At 66.3% G+C, this 18087-nt stretch carries 16 protein-coding genes; 6 read left to right on the plus strand and 10 right to left on the minus strand.

Annotation, left to right across the window (positions count from 1 at the left end):
- Positions 1–143: 143 nt before the first annotated feature.
- The 6 genes from QNJ30_07165 to QNJ30_07190 form a co-directional block, all read right to left on the minus strand.
- Complete coding sequence (locus QNJ30_07165) at positions 144–1688, minus strand: extracellular solute-binding protein (protein MDJ0943225.1); 1545 nt, start codon at positions 1686–1688, stop codon at positions 144–146.
- Positions 1689–1760: 72 nt separating this feature from the next.
- On the minus strand, positions 1761–2861 hold the full coding sequence (locus tag QNJ30_07170) for an ABC transporter ATP-binding protein (protein ID MDJ0943226.1): 1101 nt from the start codon (positions 2859–2861) through the stop codon (positions 1761–1763).
- A 5-nt stretch (positions 2862–2866) separates the two neighbouring features.
- Positions 2867–3967 carry an ABC transporter ATP-binding protein gene (locus tag QNJ30_07175; GenBank protein ID MDJ0943227.1) on the minus strand — a complete coding sequence of 367 codons (1101 nt, stop codon included), beginning with the start codon at positions 3965–3967 and terminating at the stop codon, positions 2867–2869.
- Between the two features lie 5 nt (positions 3968–3972).
- Complete coding sequence (locus QNJ30_07180) at positions 3973–4848, minus strand: carbohydrate ABC transporter permease (protein MDJ0943228.1); 876 nt, start codon at positions 4846–4848, stop codon at positions 3973–3975.
- An 8-nt stretch (positions 4849–4856) separates the two neighbouring features.
- Positions 4857–5846 (minus strand): sugar ABC transporter permease, encoded by a 990-nt coding sequence (locus tag QNJ30_07185; protein ID MDJ0943229.1) that lies wholly within the window; start codon positions 5844–5846, stop codon positions 4857–4859.
- A complete protein-coding gene (locus QNJ30_07190; protein ID MDJ0943230.1) occupies positions 5843–6973 on the minus strand; it encodes a LacI family DNA-binding transcriptional regulator in 1131 nt (376 codons plus the stop codon). The genes QNJ30_07185 and QNJ30_07190 overlap by 4 nt, the downstream gene beginning before the upstream one ends.
- 205 nt (positions 6974–7178) lie before the next feature.
- On the opposite strand from QNJ30_07190, the gene mtnK reads away from it, so the two are divergent.
- Both mtnK and QNJ30_07200 read left to right on the plus strand, forming a co-directional pair.
- On the plus strand, positions 7179–8474 hold the full coding sequence (gene mtnK, locus QNJ30_07195) for an S-methyl-5-thioribose kinase (GenBank protein MDJ0943231.1): 1296 nt from the start codon (positions 7179–7181) through the stop codon (positions 8472–8474).
- A 116-nt stretch (positions 8475–8590) separates the two neighbouring features.
- Complete coding sequence (locus tag QNJ30_07200) at positions 8591–9058, plus strand: class I SAM-dependent methyltransferase (protein ID MDJ0943232.1); 468 nt, start codon at positions 8591–8593, stop codon at positions 9056–9058.
- Positions 9059–9085: 27 nt separating this feature from the next.
- Here QNJ30_07200 and QNJ30_07205 read toward each other — a convergent pair whose 3' ends face one another.
- On the minus strand, positions 9086–10111 hold the full coding sequence (locus QNJ30_07205; GenBank protein MDJ0943233.1) for a D-cysteine desulfhydrase family protein: 1026 nt from the start codon (positions 10109–10111) through the stop codon (positions 9086–9088).
- Between the two features lie 148 nt (positions 10112–10259).
- Between QNJ30_07205 and QNJ30_07210 the strand changes: the two genes are divergently transcribed.
- The 4 genes from QNJ30_07210 to QNJ30_07225 all read left to right on the plus strand — a co-directional run bounded on the left by QNJ30_07210 (position 10260) and on the right by QNJ30_07225 (position 14537).
- A complete protein-coding gene (locus QNJ30_07210; GenBank protein MDJ0943234.1) occupies positions 10260–11021 on the plus strand; it encodes a type 1 glutamine amidotransferase in 762 nt (253 codons plus the stop codon).
- 536 nt (positions 11022–11557) lie between these two features.
- Entirely contained in the window at positions 11558–12643 is a 1086-nt protein-coding gene (locus tag QNJ30_07215; protein ID MDJ0943235.1) for a TAXI family TRAP transporter solute-binding subunit, read from the plus strand.
- Between the two features lie 169 nt (positions 12644–12812).
- Complete coding sequence (locus QNJ30_07220; GenBank protein MDJ0943236.1) at positions 12813–14105, plus strand: sulfite oxidase; 1293 nt, start codon at positions 12813–12815, stop codon at positions 14103–14105.
- A gap of 87 nt (positions 14106–14192) precedes the next feature.
- Positions 14193–14537, plus strand: a complete 345-nt coding sequence (locus tag QNJ30_07225; protein ID MDJ0943237.1) for a hypothetical protein — start codon at positions 14193–14195, stop codon at positions 14535–14537.
- A 123-nt stretch (positions 14538–14660) separates the two neighbouring features.
- On the opposite strand, the gene QNJ30_07230 is transcribed toward QNJ30_07225, so the two are convergent.
- The 3 genes from QNJ30_07230 to QNJ30_07240 all read right to left on the minus strand — a co-directional run bounded on the left by QNJ30_07230 (position 14661) and on the right by QNJ30_07240 (position 17923).
- Entirely contained in the window at positions 14661–15140 is a 480-nt protein-coding gene (locus QNJ30_07230; GenBank protein ID MDJ0943238.1) for a GNAT family N-acetyltransferase, read from the minus strand.
- 17 nt (positions 15141–15157) lie between these two features.
- A complete protein-coding gene (gene mtnA / locus QNJ30_07235; GenBank protein ID MDJ0943239.1) occupies positions 15158–16258 on the minus strand; it encodes an S-methyl-5-thioribose-1-phosphate isomerase in 1101 nt (366 codons plus the stop codon).
- Positions 16259–16369: 111 nt separating this feature from the next.
- Entirely contained in the window at positions 16370–17923 is a 1554-nt protein-coding gene (locus QNJ30_07240) for a hypothetical protein (GenBank protein ID MDJ0943240.1), read from the minus strand.
- Positions 17924–18087 lie beyond the last annotated feature (164 nt).

Genomic DNA, 18087 nt, shown 5'->3' on the forward strand with positions numbered 1-18087 from the left:
TCTCTGGACCCTCGGGTCAAGCCCGAGGGTGACAGCGAGAAGGGGCGACGGTTGGTGCGATGCTGTCCAGCTCGGGCCTGACCCTTTACGTCTGATGCAAAAGCAAACGGCGCCGCGAGGCCTACCCCGCGGCGCCGTAGGCGTCAGATCTTGTAGCCGAGGGCGCGGGCGCCATCGATGAAGTTCTTGTACTGGGCCTTCTGCTTGTCGATGCCCAGCTTCTGGACGATCTTGACCCATTCCTCGGCCGCCTCGTCGAGCGCCTGCTGCGAGGTCAGCTCGCCCGAGATCGCCTTGGAGATGTTGCGGCCCAGGGCGTCGGCGTACTCCGGCGCGCCCTCCCAGAAGAACTGGGGATAGCCCACCTCGACGTTGGCCAGGCCGGCATCCAGGTGGTTCTTCGCGGTGTCGAAGTTCTTGAAGATGCCGTCGTTGGTCGGCCAGAGGTCCGAGGTGCCGCGCTGCGGGTTGGCCTCCAGGTAGAGCTTGGCCGCGGCGTCGCCGTAGTGGCTCTTGCCGAAGGGATCGGAGCCGCAGAAGGGGTCGGCGACGATGTTGTTCGAATAGTCGGGATGCGACATGCGGTAGATGAAGTAGAAGGCCGCATCCTTGACGTCCTGGGGCAGGTTCTTGGGGATCGAGGCCGTGCGGCACCACAGCGAAATGGCCCGGTTGGTGATCGAGCCGTCGTCGTTCTTCCAGCCCGGCACGATGGCGCCGCGCTGGTCCTCGGCCTTCTCGACGCCCTGCTGCTGGACCGTGAACTCGGCGAGATCGATCCACCAGACGCTCATGACATCGGAGCCCGACTGCCAGCGCTGGATGGTCGTGCCGATGTCCATGGCCTCGGCCCCCGGCGGGCCGAACTTGATGATCTCGCGGTAGATGTCGAGGGATTCGGCCGCCTTGCCCTGGTTGATGGTCGGGTTCATGTTGGCGTCAAAGTAATTGACGCCGGCCGAAGCCGCGATGTCCATCCAGAAGCCCCAGCCGAAGTTCGGCGGGTTGACCACCATCGAGGTGCCGTAGACGCCCTGGCCCTTGAGCTCCTCGGTGAAGAACTGAGTGGTCTTGAGGAAGTCCTCCCAGGTCTTGGGCACTTCCAGGTTCTGCTGGAAGCGCTGGGAGAACTTCTTCTGCAGCTCGGCGTTCTCGAAGTAGCTCTTGCGGTAGTGCAGGATGTGGATGTCGCCGTCCAGCATCACGCCGTAGGTCTTGCCGCTCCACTTGGTGTAGAACTCGCGGTAGGCCGGCATGACCCAGTCCAGATAGTCCTGGCTGCCCTCGTATTGGGCCAGATAGTCGTCCAGCGGCTCCAGCTGGCCGGTCTCGGCGAAGGCCCCGAAGAACAGCGAGGGATACTGCACGAAGTCGAAGCGCGGCTTGCGCGACAGCAACTGCGGCAGGATCTTGGCCACGGCATCGCCGCCGTCATAGTTCTCGCGCGACTCGATGCCGACACCGGCCTCCTCCATCAGCAGGTCGGAAAGCCACATCGGCGCGTGCAGCCAGTTCGAATCCTGGAAGTACTTCAGCTTGACGTCCTTGAAGAGCTTCTTTCCCGGCGGCACCGCCTGCGCGCCGTAGGCCATCCGGCCTGGAAGGGCGCCGCCCAGGGCCGCGGCGCCGGCACCCGCCGCCACGCCCTTCAGGAACCTGCGTCGTGTCCAACCACTCAGAAAACCCATGTCCACCTCCCGTTGGGACTCCGTCCTCAATCTCGCCGGCCGAAGCCGGTCGTCTTGGGCGCTATCGCCATCTCAGCCGAGCAGCGCCTCGGTCTCCGCATCGAAGATCATGACATCGCGCGGGTCGTAGCCGAGCTCTACCGGGTCGCCGCGTTTCAGTCCGGTGTCCGGCGGCACCAGGGCGCGGAACTGGGTCGCGCCGTTCCGCAGTGTCAGGATGGCGCGCTCTCCCAGGTACTCGTTGATCAGGACCTCGGCCGCCAGCGGTTTCTCGGCCGCCGAGAGAGTCAGATTCTGCGGACGCAGGCCGACGATGAAGCGGCCGCCCGCGTTCCCGTTCAAGGCGGCGGCGCGCTTCGGCGGCAGGGCGAGAACAAGCTCGCTGCCCTCGACCTGCAGCGCCAGCCCTTCGCCATCGGCCCGGGCCTCGGCCCGGAAGAAGTTGGTGGGCGGCTCGCCGATGAAGTCGGCGACGAACACGTTGGCCGGCCGGTTGTAGAGCGTGTTGCGGTCGCCGACCTGCTGCAGGCGGGCGTTCGACATCACCGCCACCCGGTCGGCCAGGGCCAGGGCCTCGACCTGGTCGTGGGTCACGTAGACCATGGTCCGGCCGAGCTCCTGGTGCAGGCGCTTGAGGTCGAAGAGCATTTGGAACTTCAGATGCGCGTCGAGATGGCTCATGACCTCGTCGAGGATGAAGACCGAGGGTTCCCGAATCAGCGCCCGGCCGAGGGAGACTCGCTGCTGCTGGCCGCCGGACAGCGCGCCGGGCAGCTCCTCCAGGATCGCGGTGATCCGCAGCAGCTCGGCGATCTGTGCCGCCTTGCGCTTGCGCTCGGCCTCGGGAACGCCGCGCACCTCCAGGGGGAAGGTCAGGTTCCGCTCGACCGTGAAGTTCGGGTAGAGGGCGTAGGTCTCGAAGGCCATGGCGACATTGCGTTCCTGCGGATCGAGGTCGGAGACGCGCCGCTCGCCGAAGTAGATCTCGCCCGAGGTGATGGCCTCCAATCCGACGATCATCCGCAAAGTCGAGGTCTTGCCGCAGCCCGAGGGCCCGAGCAGGGCGACGAACTCGCCGTTCTCGATCTCCAGGTCGAGATCCTGGACCGCGTGCACCGCGCCGGCGCCCGAGCCGTAGATCTTGTTCACCTTGCGGAGCGAGACGTTGGCCACGGCGCTCACTCCATCAGGTTGCGGCCCGAGGCCGGATCGAAGTAGTGGAAGGCCCGGTCATCGACCGAGAGCGCGACCGCCTCGCCGTGGGCAAAGTGCCGCTCCGGGCTGGTCAGGGCGGTCAGCTTCACACCGCCGGACTCGGCGAGCATGATGCCGGTCGAGCCCAGGGCCTCGAAGATGTCAACCCGGGCGTCGATGGTGACGCCGTTGGCCAGCTCGTCCGCTGGGCGGATGTGCTGCGGCCTGAGCCCCAGGGTGACTTCGGCGGTGTTGCGCGCCTCCAGCTTGGCGCGCTGCGGCTCGGGCACGCGGAAGCGGAGGTTGCCATCCTCGGCCTGCAGGACCAGCGCCTGGTCCTCGCTGGTGAGGCGCGCCGGGATGACGTTGATCGTCGGCTGGCCCAGGTGCTCGGCGACGAAAAGGTTGGCCGGGCGTTCGAAGAGATCGTGGGGCGCGCCGGTCTGGACCAGGCGCCCGCCGTTGCCCATGACCCCGATGCGGTCGCCCAGGGACAGCGCCTCGGCGTAGTCGTGGGTGACGTAGACCGTCGCGACCCTGCGCAGATCCTCCAGGGTGTGGAACTGGGTCCGGAGCTCGTGGCGGATCTTGGCGTCGAGGTGACTGATCGGTTCGTCCAGGAGGAAAACCTCGGGATCGGCCACGAGCGTCCGGCCCAGCGCCGTGCGCTGCTTCTGCCCGCCCGAAACCTCGCCCGGCCGGCGGTTCAGCAGCTGGTCGATGCGCAGCAGCTTGGCGATGTCGGTCACGCGCTGCTCGATGACGGCCTTGCTCTCGCGCCGGGCCTTCAAGGGGCTGGCGATGTTCTCGTAGACCGTCTTGTGGGGATAGAGTGCGTAGGACTCGAAGGTCATGGCGACCCGCCGGCGGTAGGGCGGCAGCCGCGTGATGTCCCGCTCGCCGGCCAGGATCCGGCCGCGGTCTGGGGTCTCCAGCCCGGCGATCAGGCGCAGCAAGGTCGTCTTGCCGATGCCCGAAGGGCCGATGATGACGAAGAACTCGCCCTCCTCGACGGTGAAGCTCAGGTCGTCGATGACCGGGAAGTCCCAGCCCTTGCAGAGTCCCTCGACCTGAAGCCGTGCCATGATGCCTAGCCCTTCACGACGCCGAGGGAAAGGCCGCGCACCATGTAGCGGCGCAGCAGGATGAACAGGGTCACCGGCGGGATCATGGCGATCAGCGAGAAGGCCATCTGCAGGTTCCACAGGGTCTGCGAGCCGTGGGTGAAGGTCGGAATCACGATGGTGTAGGTGCGCACCTCGGAGCCGACGAAGAGGTTGGCGAAGAGGTATTCGTTCCAGGCGAAGATCCAGCACAGCATGGCGACCGAGATCATGCCCGGCAGGACCAGCGGCAGGGTGATGCGCGCGAAGGCCTGGAAGGGCGTCCAGCCGTCGAGGTAGGCGGCCTCTTCCAGCTCGCGCGGCGCATCGCGGAAGAAGACCATCATCAGCCAGGTCGCCAGCGGCAGGTTGAAGACCAGGTAGAGGATGATCAGTGAGACTGCGCTGTCGGTGCCCCAGGGCGTATTGTCGAAGAGGAAGAACATCGGCACCAGCACGGCGACTGGCGGGAACATGCGGTTGGACAGGATCCAGAAGGCCAGGTTCTCGCCGCCGGCCTGGCGCGGGAAGCGCGCGAAGGCGTAGCCGGCCAGGGTGCCGAGGAAGAGCGCCAGCAGGGTGTTGCCGGTCGCGATCACGAAGCTGTCGACCAGGGCGTCGAAGTTGGTCGGCTCGGCGAAGACCCCGGCGAAGTTGCTCGGAAACCACTCCTGCGGCCAGAAGGTCGGCACCGTCAGGTTGGTTTCGGCCGCCGACTTGAGAGCCGTGATGGCCATGAAATAGAAGGGAAAGAGCGTGAACAGCAGCCACAGCCCCAGGAAGGCGAGGAACAACAGGCGCACGAAGCGCCAGCGTCGATCGGGGGCGCTGGCCTGGGCGGGTGCTGCGTCGAGGCTCGCCATGCCGCGCCTCAGGCGATGCCCTGGGCCTTCATCACCCGCTTCATGTACTTCAGGAAGAGGATGATGAGGACCGCCGAGATGGCGAAGATGATGATGGCGTAGGCCGCCGCTTCGCCGATGGCGAACTCCCGGATGCCACGCTGGAAGGCGATGTAAGTCGGCAGCTCCGAGGACTGTGCCGGCCCGCCCGAGGTCATGACGTAGACCAGGTCGACGAACTTGAAGGCGTCGGTGAAGCGCAGGATGAAGGCGATGGCGATGACCTCCTTCAGCATCGGCAGGGTGATGTGGCGCAGAACCTTCCACTGGCCGGCGCCGTCGACCCGCGCCGCCTCGTAGACCGCCGGCGGCAAGGAGACCCGGCCGGAGTAGACGATCAGCAGCGGCAGGGCGGTCCAGTTCCAGATGTCGGCCAGGATGATCGACCACAGCGAGACGCCGGCGTTGAACCACTCGATGTGTTCCGAGATCAGGCCCAGGTTCAGCAGTGCCTGGTTGATCGCGCCGTTGGAGGGCGTCAGCAGGAAGCGCCAGAGGACGCCGACGATGGAGGGCGGCAGCATCATCGGCAGAATCAGCAGGATCAGGATCACCGTGCGCCAGAGGTTCGACTTGACGCACTCGTAGAGCGTCAAGGCCAGGACCACGCCGAGCAGGACCTGCAGGCAGGCGCCGAAGCCGAGGTACTGAACGAGGTGGACCAGGGAATCCTGGAAGCGCTCGGAGTTCACCACCGTGGCGTAGTTCTCCATGCCGATGTAGGCGTGGTTGCCGGAGAAGAGGCTCGAGATGTTGGTGTCCCGCAGCGAGTGGTAGAACATCCAGACCGTCGGATAGACGACGATGGCGAAGAGGGCGAGCACCGGGATGCCGACCAGGATGATCGGCACCCAACGGGACACGATCAGGGGTCGGGCTCGGCGCCGCGCGTCGAACCAGCCCGGATAGGTCGCGGGATCGCCGCGCAGGATGGCCGAGGTTTCCGCGGGCGGGGTCATGCGCGCTTCCTCCGCTCGAGCCGCGCCGCCACACCGACCGACTCGCGCTCGATCAGGACCGGAGGCAGGGCGACGCTGTCCACAGCGGCGCCGCTTTCGATCTGTGCGATCAGAAGTTCTGCCGCACGGTGGCCGATCTCCGCCGCCGGCTGCCGCACCGTGGTCAGGGGCGGCACGGTGTAGGCCGCCAGCTCGATGTCGTCGTAGCCGATGATCGAGATGTCGTCGGGCACGCTGAGGCCGCGCTTGTCCAGGGCGCAGAGCCCGCCGACCGCCAGCAGGTCGTTCAGGCAGAAGACCGCCTCGGGCGGATCGTCCCGGGTGCGGTCCAGCAGGGCTCCCATCGCCGCGAAGCCGCCGCCGACGGTCAGGTCGGAGGGCAAGACCAGAGCCGGGTCCAGGGTCAGGCCGGCCTCGGCCAGCGCAGCGCGAAAGCCGGCCAGGCGCTCGCGGCTGCGCGGATGGTCCTCCATCCCGGCGATGACCGCCAGGCGGCGGAAGCCGCGCTGCACGAGGTAGCGTCCGGCCAGCCGCCCGCCGGCCTCGGAGTCGTCGTTGACGATGGTCGTGTCCGGCACGTTCAGGGTGTCGATGGCGACCACCGGCAAGGGGCGCCGGGCGCCCAGGCGATGGAAGAAGCGCCGGTCCAGGTTGGTGGTCATGACCGCCAGGCCGTCGATGCGCTTGGCGACCAGGGTCGCCAGGTAGGATTCCAGGCGCTCGCTGACGTCGCCGGTGTTGCAGAGGATCAAGCTGTAGCCGCGGGCGAAGCAGCCTTCCTCGACGCCGCGGATCACCTCGGCGAAGAAGGGGTTGGTGGAGGAGGTGACCAGCATGCCGATGCTGCGGGTCCGGTCGGCCTTCAGGGCCCGGGCCACGGCGGAAGGGCGGAAGCCGAGTTCGGCGATAACGCTGCGCACCCTTGCGCTGGTCCGCGGCGCGACGTGGCGGGTGGCGTTCAGGACGTGGGAGACGGTCGTCACCGAAACGCCGGCGGCCTGCGCGACATCCTTGATCGTGATCGTGGCCTGTCCTGCGCGGCGACTGCGGCTGCGCTTCATGTCGCCAGCGGCCGTCGTCGCACCCGAAGGGCTGCGCGGCCGCGCCGGAGACTTCGGCCTCGGCACCAGGTCCTCCCTCGTGTCCGGCCTTGTTGTGTCTGCGCGGCCGGCAGGGTGAGGATAGGGTTCGCGCAAACGATTGCGCAAACGTTTTCGTTGTTGCGTTGCAGCGACCGACGTCCTGGACAGCGGCCGCCGCGCCGAAGATAAAGCGGGGAAGCGACAAGGAAGCGCATGACCCGCGTGTTGCGGGCCGAGAGGGAGGGGTTCCATGAAGGCCGAGCTGGAGGTGCCCGAGGGCTACAGGCCGCACGACGCGGAGAGCTTGCGCGCTTACCTGGCGGGGATCGACGGGCTGCGCGGGTCTTTGGGCGGCGATCCGGCGGGCTGGACGGTCGAGGAGGTCGGCGACGGCAACCTCAACCTGGTCTTCAAGGTGCGCGGTCCCGCCGGCGGCCTGGCGGTCAAGCAGGCGCTGCCCTACGTGCGCCTGGTCGGCGAGAGCTGGCCCTTGCCGCTGTCGCGCGCGCACTACGAGCATCTGGCCCTGAGCCACGAGGCGCGTTTCGCGCCCGGGCTGGTACCGGCGATCCGGCACTACGACGAGACCCTGGCCCTGATCGCCATGGAGCTGCTGGAGCCGCACATCATCCTGCGCCGTGGCATGATCGCCGGCAGGGTCTATCCCAGGTTCGTCGAACACATCACGACCTTCGCGGCGCAGACCCTGTTCCACAGCAGCGACCTCGCGCTGGGCGCCGCGGCAAAGAAGGATCTGGTCGCGGCCTTCGCCGGCAACAGCGCGCTCTGCAAGATCACCGAGGACCTGATCTTCACCGAGCCCTACATGGTGGCCGATAACAACCGCTGGACCAGCCCGCAGCTCGATCCCTATGCGGCAAGGCTGCGCGAGGACGGCGACCTCAAGGTCGCGATCTCGCGGCTCAAGCTGCGCTTCCTCGGCGACTCCCAGGCCTTGATTCACGGCGACCTGCACACCGGCTCGATCATGGTGACCGAGGAGGACACCCGGGTGATCGATCCGGAGTTCGCCTTCATGGGGCCGATGGGCTTCGACACCGGCGCCCTGGTCGCCAACCTGCTGCTCAACTACTTCGCTCAGGATGGGCACGAGGAACGGCCAGGGGCGCGGGACGATTACCGCGCCTGGGTGCTGGAGACGACGGTGGGCTTCTGGGACAGCTTCCGTGCCAAGTTCCTGGCCCTCTGGCGCAGTGAGGCGGCGACCGGCGACGGCTATCCGGCCGCGCTGTTCCAGGGTTCGCTCGGCGCGGCGCGCCTCGACCAGGAGCGCAAGGCCTACCTCGACCGGCTCTACCGCGACACCCTGGGCTTCGGCGCCGCCAAGATGATCCGACGGATCGTCGGCCTGGCCCACAACATCGACCTTGAATGGATCGAGGACCCGGCGCTCCGCGCCCGCTGCGAGGCCCGCGCCCTGACCCTGGCCCGAGAGTTGATGGTCAACCCCGGCACCTTTCCAACGATCGGCGACGTGATCGAAGCCGCCGCCGAGCTGCGCGGCTGGGAGCCGAAGCTCGGGTAGCGTCGAACGAGGGCTCGCGACCGCTTCGCCTTGACGGGGTAGGTCGCCCTGCCCATGCTGCCGCCCGCATGTCGCGCCGCGCTGGCGGGCGCGCAAGGGGAGGTCGGGACATAAGCATGAGCCGCCTGGAGAGTCATATCCGCCGCTGCCTGGCGCAGTGCGCGTGCATCGAACGGGCGGCGGAGCTGATGTCCGAGCTGCCCGGCCCGGTGCTGGAGCTGGGGCTCGGCAACGGCCGCACCTACAGCCACATCCAGGAGCACTTGCCGGGGCGCGAGATCTACGTCTTCGACCGGCAGATCGCGGCTCATCCGGACTGCATCCCCGACGAGGACCACATCTTCCTGGGCGAGATCACCGAGACCCTGCTCCAGGCCGTCGAGCGCTTCGCTGGGACGATCCCGCTGCTCCACGTCGACCTCGCGCCGGAGGTGATCCGCGATATCGCGGCCCACTTCCCGAAGCTGCTGCGCCCGGGCGGCATCGCCCTGGCCCAAGCCGAGGCTGTGGCGGAGGGCCTGGTCCCGCTCGAGCTGCCCTCCGGCGTCGCGCCCGGGCGCTATTTCATCTACCGCGCCGATTGACCGGCGGAGCCGAGCGGTCCCGACTGGCTACAGCCCCAGAGCCTCCCGGTAGGCGAAGAGCGCCGGCTCGCCGCCGCTGTGAAGGAAAACGACCTCCTCGTTGGCTTTCCAGCGGCCGTCGCGCACCAGGGCGATGAGGCCGGCCAGACCCTTGCCGGAATAGACCGGGTCCAGGACCAGGGCCTCCAGCCGGGCGGCGAGCTCGATCGCTTCCAGGGTCGCGGCCTGGGGCACGCCGTAGGCCGGCCCGGCGTGGCCGGCCAGGACCTCGACGTCGTCGGCTTCGAAGGGGATTTGCAGAAGCTCCGCAGCCGCCTCGGCGTAGCGCAGGACGTCGGCCTCGACCCGGTCCGGCTCGGCGTCGATGTCGATGCCGAGGACGCGGGTCTCCGGCAGGGCCGCCCGGGCGCCCAGCACCAAGCCGGCCTGGGTGCCGCCGCTGCCGGAGCAGTGCACGATGGCGCTGGGCGTGAAGCCGGCCTCGGCGCTCTGCCGTGCGATCTCGACGACCGTCGAGGCATAGGCCAGCGCCCCGCGGGCGTTGGAAACCCCGTAGGGCACGACGAAGGGCTTGCGCCCCTGCGCCCGGAGCGCTTCGGCGCGGGACTCGATGGCCGTGTTGCGGTCGCCGGTCCAGGTCAGGGTCTCGATCTCGGCGCCGAAGAGCCGGTTGAGCAGGGCGTTGCCCGAGCGGTGGTAGTCGGGCGAAGGCGGCGTCACCCGGCCCTCGTAGACGACGAGGTGGCAGGCGAGGCCGAGCTTGGCGGCGGCCGCCGCCACCTGGCGCTGGCTGTTCGACTGCGCCACGCCGCCGGAGACCAGGGTGTCGGCGCCTTGGGCGAGGGCCTGGCTGAGGACGTAGTCCAGCTTGCGCAGCTTGTTGCCGCCGAAGCCCAGGCCGCTGCAGTCCTCGCGCTTGACCCAGAGTCGCGGACCGCCGAGGTGGGCGGTGAGGCGCGGAAGCGGCTCCAGCGGCGTCGGCAGATGGGCGAGGCCGACCCGCGGGATGCGCTCGAGGCGCTGCGCCAGATCGTCGGTCGAGGATCGACACATGTCCTCTTCCTAGCCATCAGGGTCGGCCAAGCCAACGCTTCGCTGCCCACGCCCCGCGCAGCGCTGCCATGCGCGAGGCCGAAAGCCCTTGGTGGCTTGGGCGAGGCCGGCCAAGCTGGGCGCCTGGCGCGGTGGCGAAGGAGGGATCATGCGGCTTCTGGTCTTTCAACACATTGCCTGCGAGCATCCCGGGATCTTCCGCAAGTTCCTGGCCGAGGACGGCATCGCCTGGGATCCGGTCGAGCTCGACGCCGGCGAGGCGATCCCCGACCTCGAGGCCTACGACGCGCTCTGGGTCATGGGCGGCCCGATGGACGTTTGGGACGAGGACGAGAATCCGTGGCTCCGGGCCGAGAAGACGGCGATCCGCGAATGGGTGCAGGTCCGACGCAAGCCCTTCTTGGGGATCTGCCTCGGCCATCAGCTGCTCGCCGACGCGCTCGGCGGGCGCTGCGACTGGCTGAACCCGCCCGAGGTCGGAATTCTGGAGGTCGCGCTGACCGAGGAAGGCCGGGCCGATCCGCTCTTCGCGGCGTTGGATCCGGTCGCAGAGTGCCTGCAGTGGCATTCTGTCCAGGTGGTGGAGCCGCCAGAGGGCAGCGTCACCCTGGCGAGCTCAGCGGCCTGCCGGCACCAGGCCCTGCGGATAGGACAGTATGCCTACGGCATCCAGTACCATGTCGAGCTGGAAGCCGACACCATCGCCAACTGGGGCGAGATCCCCGCCTACGCGGCCGCCCTCGACAAGGTCCAGGGCGCGGGCGCCCTGGCCCGCATGGACGCGGCGGCCCGGCCCCTGATGCCGGCCTTCGCCAAGAACGCTCGCCGGCTGTACGACGGCTTCCTGCGGATGGCGCTGGCGCACGATGACATGAGGTCGAACCGACCTCCTGTCCGAATTGTGCTCTAACCCTCTGAAAGAAAGCGGAATTCAGACATGAAGCCGGATCGGCTTCATGTCGTCCCGCTCCAGCAGAGGCGGACAAGTCGGCCCGTTGACCTGCCGGCTTGGCTTCCGGCGCCGGCGTTGTCAGGAACGAGAGCGGCCGCTGGCCCTCGGCGCGCGCCATTAGCCACGCCTCCGGCCTCGCTGATCCCGATCTTCGGCGCGGATGTATTCGTGCCGCAGATCGCCCAGGTCCAAGTGAAACGTCTTCCGTCGCGGGCTTCCCCCGCTTGGGCCCAGATCTGCCCGGCCATGGCTTAGTGCCTATTCTAAATAGGCTAATTTGTCACATTTATGTTCTCGAACAGCGGCAACCGCTGCTTGTATCACTGTGGGCAGGTTGATATCGTTTGCTCTGACGGCGGCCGAGATCACAAATGTCAAGTCACACCCGTGTGATGTGGCTTTCAAATAGGGCGAGATCTGAAAATAGGGTCATCCAGATGCTAGTCTCTTCAACCTTTCAGCGCAGTATTCGTTGCTTCATAGCCGCTCTGGCGATGTCTTTCACCTTGGGCGGCGCGGCCGCGGCTGCCAACCCGGACGACTATCCTGTCGGTGACGTCGAATGGAAGCGATACGCCAACGGTGGAACGGTTCGGATCATCACCAAGGGCCTGGGCTGCACCTGTACGGCGATCGCATCAGATATGGCACGGGTCCTGAACGATATGGGCGATTTGCGCGTGCTGCCGGTCATCGGGCATGGGTCGCTCCAGGGCATTGCCGACGTCATGTACCTCAAGGGCATCGACCTGAGTATCTTGCAGTCGGACGTGCTGGCCTACGTGAAACGCAACAGAATTCACCCGAATATCGACAACAAGGTTCGCTATGTGACGAAGCTATACAACAGCGAGCTTCACCTCATCGCCGGGCGGGGTATCGAGAAAATACAAGATCTGAATGGCAAGCCCGTCAGCTTCGATGTCAAGGGGCGCGGTGCCGCCTTCACGGCTCAGAACGTCTTCGATGCCATGGGCATCGTCCCGGTTCGGCTGAATCTCGAGCGAGATGTGGCGATCCAGAAAATCAGGACGGGCGAAATCGCGGCGGCCTTTGTGGTGACCGGCAAGCCTGCCGACTCCATGCTCAATGTCGAGCCCGGAGACGGTCTGCATTTCCTGAACGTCCCCTTCTTGCCGGCCCTTGCCGAGACCTACCTGCCGTCCAAGCTGACCCACGAGGACTATCCCAACCTCGTCGCCGAAGGGCAGGCGGTGGATACGATCGCCGTGGGCGAAGTTCTCGCGGTCTACAACTGGGCGCCAGAGAGCGAGAGGTACAAGAAGCTCGAACGCTTCGTGGCCGAGTTCTTCTCCAATTTTGCCAAGTTCCAGGATCCGGTGCGGCATCCGAAGTGGCGGGATGTCAATTTGGCGGCCTCGCTCCCCGGCTGGAAGCGGTTCAAGCCGGCTCAGGATTGGTTGGACAAGAATACTCCGGCCTCTGCCCCGCCCCTGGCGAATCTCCGCAGCAGCTTCGAGCGATTTCTGGCCGAATCGAATTATATCCGTCCGAGCAGTCCGCAGGATCAAGATGCGCTCTTCCAGGCCTTTCTCAATTGGGCCAAGAACCAACAATAGGCCGATTGAGGGCGGGCGCAGACAGAGATCAGGATATTTTTCCTTGAGCGCTTGCCTAACATGACGATCGGTCGGCATCCTGGCGGAGATGGCAACCATGTTCTTGCCCCGAGATATCGTGATATCTCGGGGCCTTGGGCCTTGATCACAAGCAGAGGGAATCTACGCGATGGGTGACAAGCACCAGTTGGGATTGTTCGAGCTCTATGATGAGGATCCTGATCGGGCGGATAGGCTGCTGTTCGGGCGGGAGGCAAAGCCGGATCGACGTGGCTTTCTTCGGGGTGCCGGGCTCACGACGATGTGCGCGATGGTCGGCGCCACGATTCCTTTCGCCGCCAACATGCCCGCGGGCTTCATTCCCGTGGCCTTGGCGGATTCCTCCAAGATCAAAGGCAAAGACGGTCTGACCCTGCTCAACGATCGGCCGCTCAACGCCGAAACGCCGCCGCACTTGCTGGATGACGATATCACTCCGGTGTCGCGCCACTTTATCCGCAACAACGGCGTGCCTCCTGAAGACATGAACCCGGAGACCTGGAGTCTGACCATCGACGGGCTGGTCGAAAAGCCGATGAAGCTGTCCATCGCTGAACTGAGGGACAGATTCGAGACCGTAACGGAGGCCTTGACCATCGAGTGCGGTGGCAACGGTCGGTCTTTCTTCGACCCGCCGGCCAAGGGTAATCAGTGGACGCTTGGTGCGGTCGCCTGTTCGAATTGGACCGGCGTGCGCCTCGCGGACGTGCTCAAGGCCGCGGGTGTGAAGGACAACGTCGTCTACACCGCCCATGTCGGCGCCGATACGCATCTCTCCGGTGAGGAAGGCAAGCTGCCCATTTCCCGCGGCGTTCCGATCGAGAAGGCGATGAACCCTCACAATCTCATTGCCTTCCAGCAGAATGGCGGGCCGATCCATCCCATGAACGGTGCGCCTCTTCGTCTGGTGGTGCCGGGCTGGCCCGGGTCGTGCTCGCAGAAGTGGCTGACGCGAATTTGGCTTCGCGATCAGGTCCATGATGGCCCGAAGATGACCGGCACGTCCTACCGCGTGCCCAACCGGCCGGTCGAAGCCGGCGAGAAGGTCGACAAGAAGGACTTTGTCATCATCAACGCGATGCCGGTGAAGTCTCTGATAACTTCGCCCGTGACGGGGCAGGAGACGTCGGATGGCAAGATCGCCGTGCGGGGCCACGCCTGGGCCGGCGATGACAGGGTCGAGCGGGTCGATCTGTCGATCGATTTCGGCGCAACCTGGATGCAGACCGATCTGAGCGAGCCTGCCAACCCCTATGCGTGGCAAACCTTCCGTGCCGAGCTGGCCCTGCCGCAAAAGGGCTACTATGAGGTCTGGGCCCGGGCGACCAGCGACAAGGGAGTCTCCCAGCCGCATGCCATTGCCTGGAACCCGAAGGGATACCTCAACAATTCCATGCACCGGATTGCCGTACGATCGGTATAGGCGAGCGGCTTCGAAGGGTCTCCGAAGCCGGCCGAGGGCTGCGAGGGGTAACCGCCTGACGGCCGACGACAAGACACCGGACCTGTCATGACCGCGTGGTTTCGCTTGACGTTGTTGGCCGCGTCGATCCCGCTCGCGTCCCTGCCATTTGTCTCGGTTCTCGACGCGGCCGGTTCCGAGACCGACGAGCTTGCGGCGCTCGGCTTCCCGCCTGACGCCGGGCGGGAAGAGGTCGAGATCTATTGCGGCGCCTGTCACTCCCTCAGGCTCGTCGCTCAACAGGGCCTGTCGCGCGGCGATTGGGACGAGGTGCTTGACTGGATGGTCGAGGAACAGGAGATGGAAGAGTTGGAAGCTTCCGAACGGAGACTGATCCTCGACTATCTTGCCCGTCACTTGAGCATCGAGGCCCGACGGCAGAAGCGCAAGTAGAGCGGGCTGGGCTGGCGCCCTGGCCACTTCCGCGTAACGTTCCCATGCCTGTGATGACGCAAATCTCCTTCGGACGGGATCAGCCCAGGTTCCGGCGACTTGAGAGGTCGTTCTTGGGTGCGCTCAGGGAAGTCGCTTCTCCAGCTGCGGCAACCTGCGGCCCCGGATCGATGCGGAGGGCGCGTCGCCGATGAGAGTTGCGCCCATAGCCTGGTAGAAGGGCAGGGCTTTGGGATCGGAGTCGATGGTGATCCGCTTGGCGCCCAGGGCCGTTGCCCGCTCCTCGAGGCACGCCCAGAGCCGGCGACCGATGCCGCGGCCCTTCGCGTCCGGCTCGACGAAGAAGGCCTCGACATCGGCGCGCTCTGCCTCGACGCGCAGATCGAAGAAGCCCAGCACCTGTCCGGCCTCGTCTTCGCCGACCCAGATTTCTCCCGCCGCAAGCGAACTGGCATCGACGCTCAGCTCGGCCACGCAGGCAAGCATGAATGCCTTGTCATAGCCGTTCGAGGCCTTGGATCTGAAAGCAAGCTGCGTCAGCGGGCCACTGTCGTCGACGCCAGCGCGGCGCAACTTCAGCAAGGTCGGATCGGACGAGAACACTTCCGGCCCCCTGACAGCTAGCCACCCTTCGCCCGCTCGGGGAAAAAGCGGGCGAGGCCCTCCTTGCTGGCCTCGGCCACGCCGGCCTCGGTGATAAGGCCGGTGACCAGGCGGGCCGGGGTCACGTCGAAGGCGTAGTTCGCGACCGGTGAGCCCTCGGCAACGATGGAGACGGTCTCGATCCGGCCGTCGGCGGTGCGCCCGGTCATGCGCGAGACCTCCTCGCCGCCGCGCTGCTCGATCGGGATGTCCTTGATCCCGTCGGTCAGGGTGAAGTCGATGGTCGGCGAGGGCAGGGCGACGTAGAAGGGCACGCCGTTGTCCCGCGCCGCCAGCGCCTTGAGGTAGGTGCCGATCTTGTTGGCGACGTCGCCGCTGCCGGTGGTGCGGTCGGTGCCGGTGATCACCAGGTCCACCAGGCCGTGCTGCATGAGGTGGCCGCCGGTGTTGTCGGCGATCACGGTGTGCGGCACGCCGTGGTTACCCAGCTCCCAGGCGGTCAGCGCCGCGCCCTGGTTGCGCGGCCGGGTCTCGTCGACCCAGACGTGGACATCGAGGCCCTTGTCGTGGGCCATGTAGACCGGCGCCGTCGCGGTGCCCCAGTCGACCGTGGCCAGCCAGCCGGCGTTGCAGTGGGTCAGGACGTTGAGCCTTTCGCCCGGCTTCTTCGCGGCGATCTCCTCGAAGACCGCCAGGCCGTTGCGGCCGATCGCGGCGCAGATCTCGACGTCCTCGTCGCAGATCTCGGCGGCCCGGGCGTAGGCCGCCGCCGGGCGCTCCCCGCGGGCCCGGTTGCGCAGCGCTGCCATCATCTCGTCCAGCGCCCAGCGCAGGTTGACCGCCGTCGGCCGGGTCCGCAGCAGGCGGTCGTGCGCGCGCTCCAGGCCCTCGTCCGAGGCGTCCTCCCGCAGCGCCAAGGCCATGCCGTAGGCCGCCGTCGCGCCGATCAGGGGCGCGCCGCGCACGACCATGGTCTCGATGGCGCAGGCCGCGTCCTCGCAGGTCTTCAAGGGCAGAACCTCGAAGCGGTGCGGCAGCTTGGTCTGGTCGATGACCTCGACCGTCCAGCCGTCCTCGGCGACCCAGATCGTCCGGTAGTGCCGTCCCTCGACCTTCATGCTTCGCCTCCCGACGGGTGATCCCGGGCACATAGAACCGTGTCCGGCGGTCGACGGCAAACGACGATTGCGATGTGTCGCGGAGCCGGCTCCGCGTGAGCGGAGACTGCGCTAGACTCCGAACAGGTAAGCGGGCTTGGCCGTCTCGAGCTTGGGCCGAGTTTCGAGTTCCTCCTCCCGCTCCAGGGACTTCCTGAAGAGCAGCGAGATCACGGCGCCGATCCCGCCGCCGACGACGAAGGCGCTGATGATGCCCGGCCATCCGGGCCCCGAAGCCGGCAGGGTGGCGAACAGCAGATCGATCAGCCCCATGCCCAAGCTGCAGGTGACGAAGAGCATCGTCCCGCCGAGCAAGGCGACGCGGGCGGGAGAGGCCTCCGGGGCCTTCGCCTGACGACAGGCCATCGCTACGCCGAAGGAGAAGAAGATTGGCATCAGCCGCCAGGGCCAGCGCTCGGCAATCGCCGCTGCCGAGGTCCCGAGGGCCGCGAAGCCCTCGCTCGGCACGAGCGGTGCCGCGAAGATCGCGAAGCGCGCCAGGCTGGAGATCGCCACCGCCGAGAGCGCAAAGAGCACGAACTTCGCCACGGGCGGAAAGTTGAACCGGTCCGCCTGATCGAGGGTCTTGTAGGCGGCCAGGACCCCGACCACCGTCGAGATGCAGATTTCGACCGATATGATCAGGGCTTGGAACAAACCGTTCGCAAAGCCGGAGGTTCCGGGGAACAGCATGAAGTACAGTATGAAGAAGCCGATCGAAGCGATCAGGATCGTGAGATACTGGTTCATTCCGATGAAGGAATGCGCCTTCTCGATCTCGAAGCCGAACTCCTGGAGCCGCCGATAGCGCCTGTTCTCGGTCCGCTCCACGAAGAGAACCGCGCGCGCCAGGATCTCCGCGAGGCGTACGAACATCTTCTGCCCGCTCTCGCGGAAAAGCTCGGCATACTCCTTCTTCGGCGCCGACATCCTGAAGAAATCGCTCGCCTCTTGCACAAACTCCCTGAAGTCCTTCTCGAGCGGGTTCAGAATCCCGCTGTGCTTGGCGAGAAAGAGGCGGTAGCTCTTCGGCAGGCTGTTCTGCTCCAGAAGAAAGAAATAGAAAATAGTGAAAGACTTCGTGAAGAGAGACTTGTTCGGGTCCGTGTTGGAGAAGTCGAAAGCCTTGCCGTCGATCTCCAGCTTCTGCCCGGCCGCGATGATCTTCTCGACGAGGGCCGGATCGTTCTCGGTGCAATCCGGCTGCGGATCGCCGCAGAGCCGGAACACGGACTGCCGCGTAATCCGGTAGACGAGGTTGTCCATTTCCCGCGGGGTCGCGGCCAGCCTTTCGCAGATGCTTCTTGCCCCGGCGTCCAGGCGCTTCACCCTGCTGTCGTACCAGGACAAGACGACGAGGAGCATGGCGACGACCGGAATCCCGAAGGCGAGTTCGTCCGGGATGTCGAAACTGAAGTCCGCCAGCATCTTCCCGCCGCCCCGTAGCGTGAGGATGACCAGCGTCCAGATGGACAGCGTAAGCAGAAAGTAAAGGCTCAGCCCGGCGGAGAACAGGAACCAAGTCGTCCCGGACCGTCGCGTCGGCGGCTGGTCGAACTTGGTCTTGGCCACGACCAGCAAGACGATCAGCGATATAAACCAGGCGGCAGCATCGAGAAAGATCATGTCCACCTTCCGTGGATCGATCCTCTGCGGAAGGCTGGATCATGCTGCCTACAACGAATGAGGCCTGTGGGAAAACCCACAGGAGCCGCGCGAGCGCGCCTTGCACCCTGGCGGGGAAACCGGGCCGCAAGGGGGGACGCGAGCGGACAGTCTGCCTCAAGCGG

It is taken from the genome of Kiloniellales bacterium (assembly GCA_030066685.1).
GTDB lineage: Bacteria > Pseudomonadota > Alphaproteobacteria > Kiloniellales > JAKSBE01 > JAKSBE01.

Bases quoted from the DNA above. Each gene is read 5' to 3' on its own strand.
- QNJ30_07205 (MDJ0943233.1), bottom strand. From the start codon at position 10,111: ATGTGTCGATCCTCGACCGACGATCTGGCGCAGCGCCTCGAGCGCATC.
- QNJ30_07225 (MDJ0943237.1), top strand. From the start codon at position 14,193: ATGACCGCGTGGTTTCGCTTGACGTTGTTGGCCGCGTCGATCCCGCTC.
- QNJ30_07200 (MDJ0943232.1), top strand. From the start codon at position 8,591: ATGAGCCGCCTGGAGAGTCATATCCGCCGCTGCCTGGCGCAGTGCGCG.
- QNJ30_07210 (MDJ0943234.1), top strand. From the start codon at position 10,260: ATGCGGCTTCTGGTCTTTCAACACATTGCCTGCGAGCATCCCGGGATC.
- QNJ30_07220 (MDJ0943236.1), top strand. From the start codon at position 12,813: ATGGGTGACAAGCACCAGTTGGGATTGTTCGAGCTCTATGATGAGGAT.
- QNJ30_07165 (MDJ0943225.1), bottom strand. From the start codon at position 1,688: ATGGGTTTTCTGAGTGGTTGGACACGACGCAGGTTCCTGAAGGGCGTG.
- QNJ30_07185 (MDJ0943229.1), bottom strand. From the start codon at position 5,846: ATGACCCCGCCCGCGGAAACCTCGGCCATCCTGCGCGGCGATCCCGCG.
- QNJ30_07240 (MDJ0943240.1), bottom strand. From the start codon at position 17,923: ATGATCTTTCTCGATGCTGCCGCCTGGTTTATATCGCTGATCGTCTTG.
- mtnK (MDJ0943231.1), top strand. From the start codon at position 7,179: ATGAAGGCCGAGCTGGAGGTGCCCGAGGGCTACAGGCCGCACGACGCG.
- mtnA (MDJ0943239.1), bottom strand. From the start codon at position 16,258: ATGAAGGTCGAGGGACGGCACTACCGGACGATCTGGGTCGCCGAGGAC.
- QNJ30_07175 (MDJ0943227.1), bottom strand. From the start codon at position 3,967: ATGGCACGGCTTCAGGTCGAGGGACTCTGCAAGGGCTGGGACTTCCCG.
- QNJ30_07215 (MDJ0943235.1), top strand. From the start codon at position 11,558: ATGTCTTTCACCTTGGGCGGCGCGGCCGCGGCTGCCAACCCGGACGAC.
- QNJ30_07180 (MDJ0943228.1), bottom strand. From the start codon at position 4,848: ATGGCGAGCCTCGACGCAGCACCCGCCCAGGCCAGCGCCCCCGATCGA.